At 68.0% G+C, this 15884-nt stretch carries 18 protein-coding genes; 11 read left to right on the top strand and 7 right to left on the bottom strand.

Going from position 1 to position 15884, the window contains the following annotated elements:
- Positions 1-37: 37 nt before the first annotated feature.
- On the bottom strand, positions 38-568 hold the full coding sequence (gene petA, locus QW887_RS08820) for a ubiquinol-cytochrome c reductase iron-sulfur subunit (RefSeq protein WP_315717369.1): 531 nt from the start codon (positions 566-568) through the stop codon (positions 38-40).
- 280 nt (positions 569-848) lie between these two features.
- Between petA and QW887_RS08815 the strand changes: the two genes are divergently transcribed.
- The 5 genes from QW887_RS08815 (at position 849) to QW887_RS08795 (ending at position 4100) form a co-directional block, all read left to right on the top strand.
- Entirely contained in the window at positions 849-1334 is a 486-nt protein-coding gene (locus QW887_RS08815) for a tRNA (cytidine(34)-2'-O)-methyltransferase (RefSeq protein WP_315750403.1), read from the top strand.
- Positions 1331-1963, top strand: coding sequence for a 7-carboxy-7-deazaguanine synthase (queE, locus tag QW887_RS08810; RefSeq protein WP_316193427.1), 633 nt, complete (start codon positions 1331-1333; stop codon positions 1961-1963). Before QW887_RS08815 ends, queE begins: the two co-directional genes overlap by 4 nt.
- Before the next feature lie 17 nt (positions 1964-1980).
- On the top strand, positions 1981-2349 hold the full coding sequence (locus QW887_RS08805; RefSeq protein ID WP_315750453.1) for a 6-carboxytetrahydropterin synthase: 369 nt from the start codon (positions 1981-1983) through the stop codon (positions 2347-2349).
- A 103-nt stretch (positions 2350-2452) separates the two neighbouring features.
- Positions 2453-3340, top strand: a complete 888-nt coding sequence (gene hemF, locus QW887_RS08800) for an oxygen-dependent coproporphyrinogen oxidase (protein ID WP_315717287.1) — start codon at positions 2453-2455, stop codon at positions 3338-3340.
- 31 nt (positions 3341-3371) lie between these two features.
- Complete coding sequence (locus QW887_RS08795; protein WP_315750400.1) at positions 3372-4100, top strand: HAD family hydrolase; 729 nt, start codon at positions 3372-3374, stop codon at positions 4098-4100.
- An 18-nt stretch (positions 4101-4118) separates the two neighbouring features.
- Here QW887_RS08795 and QW887_RS08790 read toward each other — a convergent pair whose 3' ends face one another.
- Complete coding sequence (locus QW887_RS08790; RefSeq protein WP_315750399.1) at positions 4119-5033, bottom strand: LysR family transcriptional regulator; 915 nt, start codon at positions 5031-5033, stop codon at positions 4119-4121.
- 119 nt (positions 5034-5152) lie between these two features.
- On the opposite strand from QW887_RS08790, the gene QW887_RS08785 reads away from it, so the two are divergent.
- From QW887_RS08785 to QW887_RS08775, 3 genes are all read left to right on the top strand, one after another.
- Positions 5153-5782, top strand: a complete 630-nt coding sequence (locus QW887_RS08785) for a DsbA family protein (RefSeq protein ID WP_316175822.1) — start codon at positions 5153-5155, stop codon at positions 5780-5782.
- Between the two features lie 108 nt (positions 5783-5890).
- On the top strand, positions 5891-6790 hold the full coding sequence (locus tag QW887_RS08780) for an MBL fold metallo-hydrolase (protein WP_315717291.1): 900 nt from the start codon (positions 5891-5893) through the stop codon (positions 6788-6790).
- 71 nt (positions 6791-6861) lie between these two features.
- A complete protein-coding gene (locus tag QW887_RS08775; RefSeq protein WP_315750398.1) occupies positions 6862-7284 on the top strand; it encodes a diguanylate cyclase in 423 nt (140 codons plus the stop codon).
- A 10-nt stretch (positions 7285-7294) separates the two neighbouring features.
- On the opposite strand, the gene QW887_RS08770 is transcribed toward QW887_RS08775, so the two are convergent.
- The 5 genes from QW887_RS08770 to QW887_RS08750 are packed head-to-tail and all read right to left on the bottom strand — an operon-like array spanning position 7295 to position 10845.
- The gene (locus QW887_RS08770; RefSeq protein WP_315750397.1) at positions 7295-8071 is read right to left on the bottom strand and encodes a TSUP family transporter; all 777 of its coding nucleotides are present in this window, start codon (positions 8069-8071) and stop codon (positions 7295-7297) included.
- Entirely contained in the window at positions 8068-9318 is a 1251-nt protein-coding gene (locus tag QW887_RS08765) for a CCA tRNA nucleotidyltransferase (RefSeq protein ID WP_315750396.1), read from the bottom strand. The genes QW887_RS08770 and QW887_RS08765 overlap by 4 nt, the downstream gene beginning before the upstream one ends.
- A complete protein-coding gene (locus tag QW887_RS08760; RefSeq protein WP_315717295.1) occupies positions 9315-9578 on the bottom strand; it encodes a DUF6111 family protein in 264 nt (87 codons plus the stop codon). The genes QW887_RS08765 and QW887_RS08760 overlap by 4 nt, the downstream gene beginning before the upstream one ends.
- Positions 9575-10234, bottom strand: a complete 660-nt coding sequence (locus QW887_RS08755) for a CoA pyrophosphatase (protein WP_409998624.1) — start codon at positions 10232-10234, stop codon at positions 9575-9577. The genes QW887_RS08760 and QW887_RS08755 overlap by 4 nt, the downstream gene beginning before the upstream one ends.
- Before the next feature lie 8 nt (positions 10235-10242).
- Entirely contained in the window at positions 10243-10845 is a 603-nt protein-coding gene (locus tag QW887_RS08750; RefSeq protein WP_316175824.1) for a DUF1285 domain-containing protein, read from the bottom strand.
- Between the two features lie 264 nt (positions 10846-11109).
- On the opposite strand from QW887_RS08750, the gene QW887_RS08745 reads away from it, so the two are divergent.
- Genes QW887_RS08745 through QW887_RS08735 form a run of 3 tightly spaced genes read left to right on the top strand, consistent with a single transcriptional unit; the run spans position 11110 to position 15883 of the window.
- Positions 11110-12108: a MoxR family ATPase gene (locus QW887_RS08745; RefSeq protein WP_315717298.1), complete on the top strand. Its 999-nt coding sequence runs from the start codon at positions 11110-11112 to the stop codon at positions 12106-12108.
- Positions 12108-13064, top strand: coding sequence for a DUF58 domain-containing protein (locus QW887_RS08740; RefSeq protein ID WP_315750392.1), 957 nt, complete (start codon positions 12108-12110; stop codon positions 13062-13064). The genes QW887_RS08745 and QW887_RS08740 overlap by 1 nt, the downstream gene beginning before the upstream one ends.
- Positions 13061-15883 (top strand): DUF4159 domain-containing protein, encoded by a 2823-nt coding sequence (locus tag QW887_RS08735; protein WP_316175825.1) that lies wholly within the window; start codon positions 13061-13063, stop codon positions 15881-15883. The genes QW887_RS08740 and QW887_RS08735 overlap by 4 nt, the downstream gene beginning before the upstream one ends.
- The last annotated feature ends 1 nt before the right edge of the window (position 15884 follow it).

Here is a 15884-nt window from a genome sequence, read left to right as displayed (position 1 = left end):
TTGCACGATCGAGCGTGAGCTCAAGACGAACGTCTGCTCAGCCGATCTGGATCTTGGTGTCGGAAACGAACTGATAGGGCGGGACGGGAAGATTGAGCGGCGCCGGCCCCTGGCGGACGCGACCGGAGGCGTCGTACTGCGAACCGTGGCACGGGCAGAAGAAGCCGTCGTAATTGCCTTCGTGGGCGATCGGGATGCAACCCAGATGGGTGCAGATGCCGATCACGACCAGCCACTGCTCGTGGCCGTCCTTGGTGCGGGACTGGTCGGTCGCCGGATCCGGCAGGCTCGACACCGGCACCGCGCGGACCTCCTCGACCTGCTTCTTGGTGCGGTGGGAGATGTAGATCGGCTTGCCGCGCCAGAACACCTTGATGTCCTGTCCTTCGGCGACGGGCGCGAGATCGACCTCGATCGGCGCACCGGCCGCGATGGTCGAGGCATCGGGATTCATCTGGGAGATGAAGGGCCACAGGGCGGCCACAGCACCGACAGCCGCGGTAGCGCCCGTGGCGACGAAAAGAAAATCCCGGCGTGTCGGATGATCCGCAGTAGACGCTGTCACGATTCCAACCCTTTCTTCGTTGCAGCCGGTGGAACCGCCCCGCTCGACGTCTTACGATCTCGACCTTGGAGATCACGTGACCGGGAGATCCTGCCGGCGCCCGCGTCCCCCGCGGCGGCAGAAAACGGCTCGCTCCACCGCCCCTGGGGAACAAGCCGTCCAGAATCGTTCTATTGGCACCCTTGCGATACGAGCGCAAGCCCGCTATCGGCCCTGCAGCACGCCATGCACCAATTCCCGCTTCGGAAGCGGACTTTCCGCCTCAGTCCTAAGACCAATTCGCATGCAGATCGCGCTCTATCAGCCCGACATTCCGCAGAACACCGGAACGATTCTGCGCCTGTGCGCCTGCCTCGGGCTCGCGGCCCACATCATCGAACCGGCGGGCTTTCCTGTGTCCGACCGGCAGTTCCGCCGCGCCGGCATGGACTATCTGGACCAACTGAATTGGCGGCGGCACGATTCCTGGAGCGCGTTCGAGGCCTGGCGGTCCGCAGAGGGCCATCGCCTGCTGCTGCTGACGACCAGGGCCGCGACCTGCTATCTCGACTTCAGTTACGGCCCGGACGACATCCTGCTGCTCGGGCGCGAGAGCGCCGGCGTGCCGGACGGCGTGGCGGCGGTCGCCGATGCGCGGCTGCGGATTCCGCTGCAGCCGGGGCTGCGCTCGCTGAACGTGGCGATGGCCGCGGCGATGGCCGCCGGCGAGGCGCTGCGCCAGACCGGACAATTCGTCCAATTGCAATCCGCACAAGGAGCCGGAGGGTGAGCTACGCGGTGAAGGAAATCTTCATGACCCTGCAGGGCGAAGGCGCCCAGGCGGGCCGCGCTGCCGTGTTCTGCCGCTTCGCTGGCTGCAACCTGTGGAGCGGCCGCGAGGCCGATCGCGCAACCGCGACGTGCCGGTTCTGTGACACCGACTTCGTCGGCACCGACGGCACGCTGGGCGGCCGTTATGAGACCGCCGCAGCCCTGGCCGAGGCCATCGGCGGGCAATGGACAGGCGGGGCCGCCGACCGCTATACGATCCTCACCGGCGGGGAGCCGCTGCTGCAGGTCGATGCCGACCTGATCGAGGCGCTCCACGCCCGCGGCTTCGCGGTCGGGGTCGAAACCAACGGCACGCTCATTCCGCCCGACGGGATCGACTGGATCTGCGTCAGCCCGAAGGCCGGCGCCGAGCTGAAGCTGCGGCAGGGCCACGAGCTGAAGCTGGTCTACCCGCAACACGGGGCCGAGCCGGAGACGTTCGCGGGGCTTGCCTTCGAGCGCTTCTCACTGCAGCCGATGGACGGGCCCGAAGCGGCCGCGAACACGGCGCGCGCCATTGATTACTGCCAGCATCATCCGGAATGGCGGCTCAGTCTGCAGACGCACAAGATGATCGGCATCAGGTAGGGATTGTGACTGACACGATGTGGGAATTGACCAAGTCGTTCACCTTCGAGGCCGCGCATACGCTGCCGATCACGACGCTCGGCGAAGCCAGCCAGGAGATCCATGGCCACTCCTTCCGCGCCGAGGTGACGGTGCGCGGCGATGCGACCCATCCCGAGACCGGCATGGTGGTGGATTTCGGCGTGCTGACGCAGCGGCTGAGCGAGATCCAGGCCATGCTCGACCACAAGTTCCTGAACAAGATCGAGGCGATCGGGCTGCCGACGCTCGAGAACCTGTCGCGCTTCATCTATGAGCGCGTCCGCTCGATCGGCCATGTCACCAAGGTCAGCGTCCACCGCGACAGCTGCCGCGAGACCTGCACCTATTTCGGTCCGCAGGGCTGATCGATTGTGGTAGGACCGAACCGTAGCGACAACAGCGCTGTCACCTCCGGCTGTCATGGACGCTTGATGGCAGGGTGAGCGCCAATGTGCCAGGGGAACGTCCATGACCACCGCCGCCATCGAGGATCGCAAGGCCCGCGCCCGCGCCTGGTTCGAGAGCCTGCGCGACCAGATCTGCGCGGCGTTCGAGCGGCTCGAGGACGAGGCGCCGGCTGACCTTTATCCGCGCACACCGAGCCGGTTCGTCCGAACGCCGTGGGAGCGCACCGACCATGCCGGCGGCCCGGGCGGCGGCGGCGTCATGAGCATGATGCACGGCCGGCTGTTCGAGAAGGTCGGCGTGCACTGCTCGACCGTGCATGGCGAGTTCGCCCCGGAATTCCGCAGCCAGATTCCCGGCGCCTCGGAAGACCCGCGGTTCTGGGCCTCGGGCATCTCGCTGATCGCGCATCTGTGGTCGCCGCACGTGCCGGCGGTGCACATGAACACGCGCTTCGTCGTCACGACGAAAGCCTGGTTCGGCGGCGGCGCCGACCTGACGCCGGTGCTGGACCGCCGCCGCACCCAGGAGGACGCGGATACGCTGGCCTTCCACGCCGCCATGAAGGGCGCCTGCGACGCCCATGCCGCGGTGGCCTCGTACGACAAGTACAAGCGCTGGTGCGACGAGTACTTCTATCTGCCGCACCGCAAGGAGCCGCGCGGCATCGGCGGCATCTTCTACGACCATCACGATTCCGGCGACTGGGAGGCCGACCTCGCCTTCACCCAGGATGTTGGCCGCGCCTTCCTGAAGGTCTATCCCGAGCTTGTCCGGAGCAATTTCAGCAGCCCCTGGACCGCCGCCGACCGCGAGGAGCAGCTCATCCGCCGCGGCCGCTACGTCGAATTCAACCTGCTTTACGACCGCGGCACCACATTTGGGCTTAAAACCGGCGGCAATGTCGACAGCATTCTGTCCTCGATGCCGCCCGAGGTGAAATGGCCCTGAAACTCGATTTGTTGAACCGCGTAGATTGATCATGACCGCCGCCCTGCCCCGCGCCATGCTGATCGACATGGACGACACCATCCTGTCGGCCTATGGCCGTCCCGAGATCGCCTGGAATATCGTCGCCACCGAGTTTGCCGACGAACTCGCGCCGCATACGCCGCAGGCGGTGGCCGCCGCGATCCTGGCCTCGGCACGCAGCTTCTGGTCGGTCGCCGGCGCCGAATGGCGGATGAAGCTGATCCAGGCGCGGCAGGAGGTGGTGAAGGACGGCTTCGCGGCGCTCGCCGGCCACGGTCCTGCTCTACCGACCGAGCTCGCGATCCGCATCGCCGATCGCTTCACCGGCTATCGCGACGAGCAGATGTTCGTCTTCCCCGGCGCGCATGAGGCGATCGACGCATTCAAGGCGCGCGGCGTCAGGCTGGCGCTCGTCACCAACGGCGAGGCCGGCCAGCAGCGCGCCAAGATCGAGCGCTTCGCGCTGGCGCACCGCTTCGACCACATCCAGATCGAGGGCGAGCACGGCTTCGGCAAGCCCGAGGAGCGCGCCTATTGGCACGCGATGGAGCGGCTCGGCGTCGGCCCGGAAGACACCTGGATGATCGGCGACAATCTCGAATGGGAGATCGTCGCGCCGCAGCGGCTCGGCATCTATTCGATCTGGATCGACGTCCATGGCGACGGCCTGCCGGAAGGCACCGACGTCAAGCCCGACCGCATCATCCGCTCGCTGACCGAGCTGGTGCCGGCGGGCTAGGCCCGCGCGGCGCCGGCGTCACTTCGCGCGCCGCGGACCTCCGGCGACTGCGCGCTTGTGCGCCTCCATCAGCATCGCCACGAAGGCCGTCACCTTCGGCGGGCGAAAGCGCGCCGCTGGGAACACGGCGTGGATGCCTCCGGACGGCAGTGTCCAGGACGGCAGGATGGCCACGAGGCGGCCGGCCGCGAGATCGTCCCTGATCAGGAAATCGGGCAGCACCGCCAGGCCGCCGCCGGCCAGCGTCGCGGCGAGCACCGCCGGCGTGGTGTTGATGGTAAGCGTCTGGCTCATCTCGACGCTCTCGCGCTCGACGTCGCCTTTCATGAACTGCCAGGTGAGCGGCTCCCTCAGCGCGGCATTCGCAATGAACGGCAACGCGGCGAGGTCGCGCGGATGCGCGACGCGCCTGACCACGTTCGGCGCGGCCACCAGCTGCTGCCGGAAGCTGCCGACCCGGCGGGTCTGCAGGGTGGAATCGTCGAGCCATCCCACGCGGATCGAGAGATCGATCTGGCTGGCGACGAGGTCGATCTTGCTGTCGGCGAGGATCAGCTCGACCCGGCAGGCCGGATAGGTCCGCGAGAACTCGGTTGCGATCGCGGCGAGCGTGCAGGTGCCGTAGTCGTTCGGCGCGGCGATGCGCAACAGTCCCATCGGCTCGGCGTTGCTCTGCGCCAGCTCGGCCAATGCGCTCTCGGCCTCGCGCAGGATGGCAGCACAGCGGGCATGCAGCAGGCGACCGGCTTCCGTCGGCTCGACCCTGCGCGTGGTCCGCACCAGCAGGTCGGTCCTGAGCTCGCGCTCGAGCTGGGCGACCTGCTGGCTGACCACGGCTTTGGTGATCCCGAGCCGATCGGCCGCGCGGGTAAAGGACGCTGCGTCCACCACGGCCGCGAAATAGACGAGGCGGTTGAGATTGATCGCCTCCATGCCGGCGGCTCCTTCTATTGTCCATTAACAGCATACAGTCTGTCTCATTATGCTGTATTTATGAACAAACGAGAACCCGCTATCTCGGCGCCATGCCGCTCCAAGACAGGGTTCCGGAAATGCGACTGACCTATCTGTTCGACCCGCTCTGCGGATGGTGCTACGGCGCCGGCCCGGCGGTCGAGACGCTCGCCGCCCACGACGCCATCACGCTCGAGCTGCTGCCCACTGGCCTGTTCGCCGGCCGTGGCGCCGGCAGGATGGATGCGCAATTCTCCGAATATGCCTGGAGCAACGACCAGCGCATCGCCAAGCAGACCGGCCAGCGTTTCACCGACGCGTACCGCACCCGCATTCTCGGCGCGGGCGGCGCCTTCGATTCGACAGCCGCATCGCTCGGCCTGACGGCGGTCCACGTCACCGACCCCGGCCGTGAGCTCACGGTCCTCAAGGAGCTGCAGCTTGCGCGCTACGTACACGGGCAGGACATCGTGAGCGTCGCGGGCGTCGGCGAAGTCCTTCGAGCGCAGGGCCTTGCGAGCGCCGCCGAGCGGATGCTGGCCCGGGATCACGCGCTGGTCGAGGCTTATGGCCGCCGGCTCCAGACCGCGCATAGCTTGATGCGACGCTACGGCTTGTCCGGTGTCCCGGCCCTGCTGGCGGGTGACGGCGAGCGGCAGAGGCCGCTGCCGGGCAACGCCTTGTACGAACCGCTCGACGGCCTGCTCGCACAACTCGGAGCAGCCTGAGCCGCTCCGTACTCGATGCCTGGCACAATCCACCCAGCCGTCGCACACGGCCGGAGCGCCGCCTGCTGCCCGGCCTCATCGTTTTATCACTCCAAGAAAGAGACTGACATGCCGACACGGAGACAGATCATGACGACAGCGATTGCAGGGACCGCCGCAGCCATTCTCGGTGCATCGGACAGCGGCCGTGCCGCTGGCAGCAAGCTGGTCTGGACACACTTTCCCGCCGGTCCGAACGGCTTCTTCCGCGCGCCCGTGCTGCTGAGGGGCCCCACCGAAGCACTGCTGATCGACGGCGGCTTCAACTATCCGGACGGCCGCGCGGTGGCGGCCGCAATCAAGGCGAGCGGCAAGACGCTGACGGCCATCTACATCAGCCAGTCGGACCCGGACTACTACTTCAGCCTCAAGCCGATCCGCGAGGCCTTTCCCGGCGTGAAGGTGATCGCCGCCACGGCGACCATCGAGGCGATCAAGGGCAATGTCGAGAAGAAGCTCGCCGTCTGGGGCCCGCAGCTGAAGGAGAACGGCCCGCAGACGATGGCCGACATCGTTCTGCCCGAACCGTTCGATGGCCCGTCGCTGTCGGTCGATGGCGAGACGATCGAGATCGTCGCCGCCGAGGGGCTGGCCAATCGGCGCTATCTCTGGGTGCCCTCGCTCGCAGCCGTATTCGGCGGCGTCATGATCTTCTCGGGTGTCCATGTCTGGACGGCCGACACCCAGAGCAAGGAGCAGCGCGCAGCCTGGATCGCGACCCTCGACAAGATCGCTGCACGCGCTCCGACGGTGGTGGTCGCCGGCCATGCCGTGGCGGACGCCGCCACCGACCTGTCGGGTGTTCGGCACACCAAGTCCTATCTCATCGCGTTCGAGGAGGAGCTCGCCAAGGCCAAGGACGCCGCAGCCCTGAAGGCCGCAATGGAGGCGAAGTTCCCCGGCCTCGGCATGGGCGTGGCCCTCGACATCGGCGCCAAGGTGGCGAAGGGCGAGATGAAGTGGGGCTGATGCAGGCCGCGGCCACATCAGGCTGACATGACAGAAGCGCCGGCCCGTCAGGACCGGCGCTTCGGCCTTTCGTGGATGGCCGCGTCGTGCCTCAGGCCGGGCGCTCGGCGACGTTGGGACGCCATTTGATCAGGCGGCTCTCGACGAGGTCGAGCAGCGCGTCGATGCGCGCGGAGGAGCTGCGCGCCCGCGTCGAGGCGCTCAACATCAGCTATGGCGTGGGCATGCTGCCGCGGGGGACGATCTCGGTCGGCGTCGCCGCCTATCCCGAGGCCGACCTCGATCTGACGGAGATCCTGCGCGTCGCCGACGGCGCGCTGTACCGCGCCAAGCACAAGGGCCGCAACCGGGTCGAGCTCGCCTCCGGCGGCATGGTGCCGCCGCTCGACGAGGTGACCACCCGCGCCGTCGCCGCGCTCGATGCCATCGTGGCACGCGCCGAGACCGGCACCATCACGCCATCCGATCGGGACACGGACCAGCAGGTGGCTTGACGCCGGAAGGCTACGCCGCCGGCAGCAGATGCCGCAGCGCTGATGCGATCATCACGCCGCCGCCGGTGATGACGGCGGCGTCGAGGATGGCGGCGTGGATGTGCACCGGCATGCGCGCGACGAAGGCCTTGGCGAGGAACGCGCCGGGCACCGCGACCGCGCCGATCAGCAGTGCGAACGCCAGGACCTGCACGGTGACCACGCCGGCCAAACCAAACACCGAGATCTTGATGACGCCCGTCGCCACCGAGATCATCGCGTCGGTGGCGACGACCGCGGCGCCTTCGAGGCCGGCGGCCATCAGCAGCGACAGCAGGATCACGCCGGAGCCGGAGGTGCCGCCGACCAGCACGCCATAGCCGACCGCTCCGGCAGCAAGCCCGCCATTGCCGATCCTGACCTCGCGCTTGCGCAGGATCCGCCGCAGCGGAACGCTCATGATGAGCATCGTGCCGATCACGAACGCCGCGCCGGCATTGGTCAGTCGCGTGTAGCCGTAGGCGCCGAGCGCGGTCGTGAGCGCGGCTGCCGCGATGACGATTCCGGCGCGCGTACGGTCGGCATGGCTGATATAGGCGACGACACGGCTGAGATTGGTGAGGATCGCCGAGATCGCGATGATCGGCACGACCGGCTCGGCCCCGACCATCGGCACCAGCACGAGCGGCATGAGAGCGCCGGTGCCGTAGCCGGCAAGACCACCGATGATGGAAGCGAATAGAGCGACGGAAGCGACGAGCAGGAGTTGCAGCAGCGAGATGTCGGCAAAACCTGCCAGAAAATTCATGAACGTCCGTCGCGGTTGACACGCGCCGCCGCCTGATCGGCGATCGCATTCAGCGATGCCTCGTCGAGCGGGAAGTCCGCGGCTAACCAGGCATCCTCTGCGAGGGTAAGCACATGACCGAGAAGCGGCCCCTCCGCAACCCCGCGCGCGATGAAATCGGCCGCCTTCAACGGCAATTTCGGCGGCGTGAAGCGCTGCGGCAACAGCGCACGCTCGCGCCAGCGCCGGTCGTCGCGATCGCGCGCCCGCGCCCAGCCGAGCATCAGGCGGTCGCGATAGACGGTCTCGCCGAGACGATACAGCAGACGCCGGACTCGCGCCTCGTCGGCGGAAGCGAACCGCCACCAGCGATGGCCCATGCCGTCGAGCGCCTTGGTCTCGGCGTTGGAGAGCTTCAGCCTGAAGCCGAGACGGCGCGCATCCTCGGTCACGGCGACCGCGAGCGCCGCGAGACGGCGGACCGGGCTCGGCGAAAGCTCCAGCTCGCGCTCGATGCCGATCATCGCGGCGAACGGACCGAGATAGGCGACGCCGCCGAGGATCGCCGTCAGCAACCCGCCATCCGCCATCGCCGTGACCGCGCCGACAGCGCCGTCGGTGACGAGCAGCTTCAGCATCTCCATGCGCACGCGCTCGGCTGACAGCGTGGCGAGCCCGGCACGGCCGGCGATGCAGGCCAGATAGCCCTCGCAATCGGGGGCGCCGTGACCGAACGCCGAATGGATGCGGAAGAAGCGCAGGATGCGCAGATAGTCCTCGGCGATGCGCTGGGCGGGGTCGCCGATGAAGCGCACGCGGCGCTGGGCGATGTCGGCGAGGCCGCCGACGTGATCATGCACCACGCCATCGGGCCCGACGGAGAGCGCATTGATGGTGAAGTCGCGCCGGTGCGCGTCGCCGACCCAGTCGCGGCCGAACTCGACCTTGGCCTTGCGGCCGAAGGTCTCGGTGTCCTCGCGCAGGGTCGTGATCTCGAACGGATGGCCGTCCAGCACCAGCGTCACGGTGCCGTGGTCGATGCCGGTCGGCACGCTCTTGATCGACGCCGCCTTGGCACGCCGGAGCACCTCCGCCGGCAGCGCCGTGGTCGCGATGTCGATGTCGCCGATGGCGATGCCGAGCAGCGCATTGCGCACGGCGCCGCCGACCACCCGTGCTTCCTCGCCATCGCAATTGAGCAGCGCGAGCACGCGCGCGGCGGGACCGGACGAGAGCCAGGGCGCGTGCAGCACCCGCGCGTCGATCATTTCTCGACCCCTGGAACGAGCCTGCCGTTCTCGACATGAGCGGGGACGTAGGTCGAACGCGGCGGCGCGCCGGAGAACTCGGCGAGCAGGACCAGACTTGCAATCACCAGCACCAGCGCCGCCACCGTCAATTTTGTGGTCAGATGAAAGGGCCAGTTGGCCGGCACCAACAGCCCCGATTTGGTCGCGAGCAAGAACAACACATAAACCGCAAAAGGAATGAGGAAAATTCCGATTTCCGTCAATACGCCACGGATCATGGCCGACCGATCCGCTCGTACAACACCCGAAGGATGCCCGCTGTCGCGCCCCATATGTAGCGCTCGGCGAACGGCATCGCGTAATACGAACGCTCCATGCCGCGAAACTCCTTGGAATGCAGCTGGTGATTGGCGGGGTCCATCAGGAAGGCCAGCGGCACCTCGAAGGCGTCGTCGACCTCGCCCTCGTTGATCTTGAGCGTGAATCCCGGCCGCACCCGCGCCACCGTGGGCAGGATGCGGAAGCCGAAGGCGGTGCCGTAGACGTCGAGATAGCCGATCGGGTCGACGAAGCTGCGGTCGAGCCCGATCTCCTCTTCGGCTTCGCGCAGAGCGGCATCGAGCGGAGAGGCATCGGTGACGTCGATCTTGCCGCCGGGAAAGGCGATCTGTCCGGCATGGCTCGAGAGGTTCGGCGAGCGCTGGGTCAGGAGGACGGTCGGCTCGGGGTGGTCGACCACCGGGATCAGCACCGCCGCGGGGCGGATCGGCTGCTCGCGGGAGATGATCTCGAGCATGCGGTCGGTGCCGGAATCTCCACTGGCCGGAATGACGTCCGGATCGAGCAGGGCCTGCGGAACGTCGAAGTGCAGCCGCGCGCGGCCCCGCGCGAAGAAATCGGCCGAACTGAGTTCAGCGGTCCTGTTCCTCACCATGGGCTGGTTCAAAGCGCCGCCCTCACCTCTGCTGCATCGGCCATGGGGAAGAACGCGCCGCCCGACCCCACGCCGAACATCACACGACCATCGATCATCCGCTCCTCACCCATGTCAACAAGCTCGTAGTACAGCGCCCGCGTCACCTTGGCCCAGAGATCGGCTCGCACATGCAGATAGGGCGTCAGCCCGCCGCTCTCGCCGGGCTCGAAGCGCAGCCGATGCTCGGCATCGCACGCGACCCAGTCGTCGACATTGGTGCGGAAATGCAGCAGCGGCCCGCGCGCATCGCTCTCCGTCCGCATTTCTACGGCCGTGAAGGGGGCATCATCGACGCGGATGCCGACCTTCTCCACCGGCGTGACCAGAAAATAGCGGTCACCCTCGCGCTTGAGGATCGTCGAGAACAGCCGCACCAGCGCCGGCCGCCCGATTGGCGTGCCCATGTAGTACCAGCTACCATCACCGGCGATTCGCATGTCGAGATCGCCGCAGAATGGCGGATTCCACAAATGCACCGGCGGCAGTTCCTTTGCCGATGTGCCAGCCTGCGTTGCCGCCGACGTCAGCCGATCGAGTCCGTTGTCGGTGGTCTGCCCTTGCTTCGCCATGGTTTGCCTTGAGTTTGCGTCCACCTTGGCACGATTGGTGCAAGATTCCATCGCCGTCGTCTGTGCAAAAGTTCCTGGCGGCCCTGCAGGTCATGTAAGGTCGCCATAACGTGATGCCGTCAATACCCCGTAATGCCGATAATATGGGGATAGTTTAACTCAACGAATACAGCGCCTTCGCATAGGTTGGCATCCGCTTCCCGGCAAACTGGAGCGGAACGTCCGTCCGAAAGTTCAAGATGCGGGGCAGAAGGAGCGACGGAAATGGCTGAGAGTGCCGAGAAGCTCGAGGATGCGATCGTCCGGTCGGCCGAACAGGTCTCCGGCCAGATCCGAGCGGCAAAGGATGCGATCTCCGGCGTCATCTTCGGCCAGGACCGCGTGGTGGAAAACACGCTGGTGACCATCCTGTCCGGCGGCCACGCGCTGCTGATCGGCGTCCCCGGCCTCGCCAAGACCAAGCTGGTCGAGACCTTGGGCGTGACGCTCGGCCTCGATGCGAAGCGCATCCAGTTCACGCCGGACCTGATGCCGTCGGACATTCTGGGCGCTGAGGTGCTGGACGAAAGCGCCGGCGGCAAGCGCTCGTTCCGCTTCATCGCCGGCCCGGTGTTTGCGCAACTCCTGATGGCCGACGAGATCAACCGCGCCAGCCCGCGCACGCAGTCGGCGCTGCTGCAAGCCATGCAGGAGCAGCACATCACGGTTGCAGGCGCCCGCCATGACCTGCCGAAGCCCTTCCACGTGCTCGCGACCCAGAATCCGCTGGAGCAGGAAGGAACCTATCCGCTTCCCGAGGCTCAGCTCGACCGCTTCCTGATGGAGATCGACGTCGACTATCCGGATCGCGATGCCGAGCGCCGCATCCTGTTCGAGACCACCGGCGCCGAGGAGAGTGCCGCCAAGGGCGCGATGACGGCCGATGCGTTGATCGCGGCCCAGCGTCTGGTGCGGCGCCTGCCGGTCGGCGATTCCGTGGTCGAGGCGATCCTGTCGCTGGTGCGCTCGGCGCGTCCCGGTCCCGAGGCCGGAGAGGCCGGCAAGCTGATCGCCTGGGGCCCCGGTCCCCGCGCCAGCCAGTCGCTGATGCTCGCGGTGCGCGCCCGCGCGCTGCTCGACGGCCGGCTCGCGCCCTCGATCGACGACGTGCTCGATCTCGCCGAGCCCGTGCTCAAGCACCGCATGGCGCTGACCTTCCCGGCGCGCGCCGAGGGACGCACCATTCCGGACGTGATCCGGCAATTGAAGAGCCGGATTGGCTGATGGCCGCAGCGACAGGGCACGCCGACAAGGAGATTCTCGCGATACGGCGTGCCGATGGCGAAAGCCGGACGCTGGCATCGTCGCTGCCGCGGCTGGTGTTGGAAGCCCGGCAGATTGCCGCCAACGTCATTCATGGCTTGCATGGAAGGCGCCGCGCCGGCTCCGGCGAAAGCTTCTGGCAGTACCGACGCTTCGTCTCCGGTGAGCCGTCGCAGCGCGTCGACTGGCGCCGCTCCGCGCGCGATGACCATCTCTATGTCCGCGAGCAGGAATGGGAGGCCGCGCACACGGTGTGGATCTGGCCGGACCGCTCGCCGTCGATGGCCTTCGCGTCGAAGGGCGCGCGCGACAGCAAGCTCGAGCGCGCGCTGATCGTGACCTTCGCCCTGGCCGAGCTGCTGGTGGCCGGCGGCGAACGCGTCGGCATTCCCGGCCTGATCAATCCGACCGGAAGCCGCAACGTGATCGACCGAATCGCGCAGGCGATGCTGCATGACGAAGCTGTCAGGCCGAGCCTGCCGCCGTCCTTCGTCCCCTCGGCGCTCGCCGAGATCGTCGTGCTGTCGGATTTCTGGTCGCCGATCTCCGAGATCAGCACCATGCTGGCGGGCCTGTCCGCGTCCGGTGCACACGGCACGATGGTGCAGGTGGTGGATCCGGCCGAGGAGACCTTCCCCTATTCGGGCCGCGTCGAGTTCGTCGAGCCGGAAGGCGGCGAGGTGATCACGGCCGGCCGCGCCGAGAGCTGGGCGCAGGACTACGTCGCTCGCGTGGCGCTGCATCGCGACCAGATCCGCGCCGAGACCGGCAGGCTCGATTGGCTGTTCACAACCCACACCACCAGCCGCTCGGCCGCCGAGCTGCTGCTGTTCCTGCATGCCGGCATGACCACGGCCAAAGGTAGCGCGCGCGGCGGCGTCAAAGTGGGCGCTGGCCCCGGAGGGCTCGGCGCATGATGGGCCTGCCGCTGTCGTTCGCCGAACCGCTGCTGCTGACCGGTCTCGTCAGCCTGCCGGTGCTGTGGTGGCTGCTGCGGGTGATGCCGCCGCGGCCGCGCCGCATCGAGTTTCCGCCGACCCGGCTGTTGTTCGACATCACGCCCAAGGAAGAGACGCCGTCGCGCTCGCCGTGGTGGCTCACCCTGCTGCGGCTGGTGGCGGCGGCGCTGGTGATCTTCGCCGCAGCCGGCCCGATCTGGAATCCGCGCACCGAAGCCGTCGGCAGCAAGGCGCCGCTGGTGCTGCTGCTCGACGACAGCTGGAGCGCGGCCGCAAGCTGGGACACGCGCATCAGGGCCGCCGACGAGATCATCGCCAACGCCGATGCCGACCGCCGCGGCGTCGCGCTGCTGCCGCTGTCGGAGCCCGCGCGTGACCTCACCTTGATGCCGGCCGGTGCTGCGCGCGTCGCGCTGCGCCAGATCGCGCCCAAGGCCTACACGACCGAGCGCGCCGACGCGCTGCCGCAGCTCGATCGCTTCCTGAAAGCGACCGGCGATGCCGAGATCATGTGGTTCTCCGACGGCGTCGATACCGGCCGCGGCAGCGAGTTCGTGGGGGGTCTCGCCAAGACGATCGGCGACCGCAGCCTGACCGTGTTCGAAGGCGGCACGCCCTCGCCGCTGGCGCTCGCCGGCGCCGAGAACGCGGCCGCCAAGATGACGGTGAAGGTGCTGCGGGCGGATCTCTCCGTTCCGGGCGGCATCGTGCGGGCGCTCGATGCCAAGGGCTCGCCGCTCGGCGAGGCACAGTTCAGCTTTGCCGCCGGCGCGCACGACGCCGAGGCGAGCTTCGACCTGCCGGTCGAGCTGCGCAACGACATCACCCGGCTCGAGATTGCGGGCGAGCGCTCGGCCGGCGCCGTGCAGTTGCTCGACAAGCGCTGGCGCCGCCGCGCCGTCGGCATCGTCTCCGGCGCAACCAGCGACACCGCGCAGCCGCTGCTCGCACCGACCTTCTATCTCACCCGCGCGCTGTCGCCGTTCGCCGATCTCAGGCTCGGCGATCGCGGCGCCCCGCAGCAGGTCATCACGCAGTTCCTCGACCAGAAGGTGCCGATGATCGTGATGGCCGACGTCGGCACGCTGTCGCCGGAGCTGCGCGACCGTCTCAACGGCTGGATCGAGAATGGCGGCGTGCTGGTGCGCTTCGCCGGCCCGCGCCTGGCGCAGGGCGACGACGACCTCGTGCCGGTGAAGCTGCGCCGCGGCGGCCGCACCCTGGGCGGCAGCCTGACCTGGGAGAAGCCGCAGCACCTGGCCGCGTTCGCCGCCGACGGCCCGTTCGCCGGCATCACTGTCCCGAAGGACGTCACCGTCAACCGCCAGGTTCTCGCCGAGCCCGACGCCGTGCTGGCGACCAAGAGCTGGGCGTCTCTCGAGGACGGCACGCCGCTCGTCACCGGTGAGCATCGCGGCAAAGGCCTGATCGCGCTGTTCCACGTCAGCGCCGACATGCGCTGGTCCGATCTGCCGATGTCCGGCGCCATGGTCGAGATGCTCCGCCGCATCGTCGACATGTCCGGCTACACCTCGACGCCGGGCCCTGGTCCCGCGGGTGAGACCGCCAAGGCCACGCTGGCGCCGCTGCACATCCTCGACGGCTTCGGCGCCTTCGGACCGCCGCCTTCGACCGCCAAGCCGCTACCGGCTGATTTCAACGACCGGGCTTCGCTGGATCATCCGCCCGGATTCTATGGCCCAGCCGAGGGACCTACCGCAGTGAACACGCTCAGCCCCGCCGATCGCATTCTGCAGCTCGACACGGCAGCGCTGCGCGCCAACCGCGCCAGCTACACCACCGCCGAGCCGCGCGATCTCCGGGGCATCCTGCTGTCGACCGCACTGCTGCTGTTCCTGATCGACGCCGTCATTGTCGCCCTGCTCGGCGGCGTGCTGGCCGCGTTGGCAAGACGACGGCGTGCGGCCCCCGCGGCCATCGCGCTTGCGGTGCTGGCAACCGGCGCCCTGCTCGCGGTCGCGATGCCGACGCCCGCACGCGCCGACGCCGCCAGCGATGATTTCGCGATGCGCGCGGTGTCACAGACGCGGCTTGCCTATGTCGTGACCGGCAATGCCGACGTCGATTCCATCGTCAAGGCCGGACTGACCGGGCTGACCTTGTTCCTGGCGCAGCGGACTGCGCTTGAAGCCGGCGATCCCGTCGGCGTCGATCCCGCCCATGACGAGCTTGCCTTCTTCCCGCTGATCTACTGGCCGATCGTGCCGGGCGTGCCGAAGCCGCCGCAGGACGCGATCAACAAGATCGACGCCTACATGAAGCAGGGCGGCACGGTGATCTTCGATACCCGCGACGCCGTCGAGGCTCCTCCGGGCGAGAACGGCGCGCAGCAGACCCCGGGCATGCAGTCGCTGCGCGAGATCCTGTCGTCGCTCGATGTGCCCGAGCTCGAGCCGGTGCCGCGCGAGCACGTGCTGACCAAGACGTTCTACCTGCTGCGCGACTTCCCCGGCCGCTTCACCGCGGGCCAGACCTGGGTCGAGGCGCTGCCGAAAGATGAGGACGAGGACAGCGCCTCCCGTCCGGCGCGTGGCGGCGACGGCGTCTCACCGATCATCATCACCTCCAACGATCTCGCCGGCGCCTGGGCCATCCGCCCCGACGGCCAGGCCATGCTGCCGATGGTTCCGGGCGAGCCACGGCAGCGCGAATTCGCCTTCCGCGCCGGCGTCAACATCGTGATGTACACGCTGACCGGCAACTACAAGGCCGACCAGGTGCACGCGCCGGCGCTGATCGAACGGCTCGGGCAGTGAC

Origin of the sequence: Bradyrhizobium sp. SZCCHNRI3052, from assembly GCF_032484895.1 — a bacterium.
GTDB lineage: Bacteria > Pseudomonadota > Alphaproteobacteria > Rhizobiales > Xanthobacteraceae > Bradyrhizobium.
Note: the sequence above shows the minus strand (reverse complement) of the source record. Positions and strands in the feature narration are given on the sequence as shown.

Excerpts from the sequence above, each read along its gene's own strand:
- QW887_RS08815 (WP_315750403.1), top strand. The coding sequence starts at position 849 with ATGCAGATCGCGCTCTATCAGCCCGACATTCCGCAGAACACCGGAACG.
- QW887_RS08805 (WP_315750453.1), top strand. The coding sequence starts at position 1,981 with ATGTGGGAATTGACCAAGTCGTTCACCTTCGAGGCCGCGCATACGCTG.
- hemF (WP_315717287.1), top strand. The coding sequence starts at position 2,453 with ATGACCACCGCCGCCATCGAGGATCGCAAGGCCCGCGCCCGCGCCTGG.
- QW887_RS08795 (WP_315750400.1), top strand. The coding sequence starts at position 3,372 with ATGACCGCCGCCCTGCCCCGCGCCATGCTGATCGACATGGACGACACC.
- QW887_RS08790 (WP_315750399.1), bottom strand. The coding sequence starts at position 5,033 with ATGGAGGCGATCAATCTCAACCGCCTCGTCTATTTCGCGGCCGTGGTG.
- QW887_RS08785 (WP_316175822.1), top strand. The coding sequence starts at position 5,153 with ATGCGACTGACCTATCTGTTCGACCCGCTCTGCGGATGGTGCTACGGC.
- QW887_RS08780 (WP_315717291.1), top strand. The coding sequence starts at position 5,891 with ATGCCGACACGGAGACAGATCATGACGACAGCGATTGCAGGGACCGCC.
- QW887_RS08770 (WP_315750397.1), bottom strand. The coding sequence starts at position 8,071 with ATGAATTTTCTGGCAGGTTTTGCCGACATCTCGCTGCTGCAACTCCTG.
- QW887_RS08765 (WP_315750396.1), bottom strand. The coding sequence starts at position 9,318 with ATGATCGACGCGCGGGTGCTGCACGCGCCCTGGCTCTCGTCCGGTCCC.
- QW887_RS08760 (WP_315717295.1), bottom strand. The coding sequence starts at position 9,578 with ATGATCCGTGGCGTATTGACGGAAATCGGAATTTTCCTCATTCCTTTT.
- QW887_RS08755 (WP_409998624.1), bottom strand. The coding sequence starts at position 10,234 with ATGGTGAGGAACAGGACCGCTGAACTCAGTTCGGCCGATTTCTTCGCG.
- QW887_RS08750 (WP_316175824.1), bottom strand. The coding sequence starts at position 10,845 with ATGGCGAAGCAAGGGCAGACCACCGACAACGGACTCGATCGGCTGACG.
- QW887_RS08745 (WP_315717298.1), top strand. The coding sequence starts at position 11,110 with ATGGCTGAGAGTGCCGAGAAGCTCGAGGATGCGATCGTCCGGTCGGCC.
- QW887_RS08740 (WP_315750392.1), top strand. The coding sequence starts at position 12,108 with ATGGCCGCAGCGACAGGGCACGCCGACAAGGAGATTCTCGCGATACGG.
- QW887_RS08735 (WP_316175825.1), top strand. The coding sequence starts at position 13,061 with ATGATGGGCCTGCCGCTGTCGTTCGCCGAACCGCTGCTGCTGACCGGT.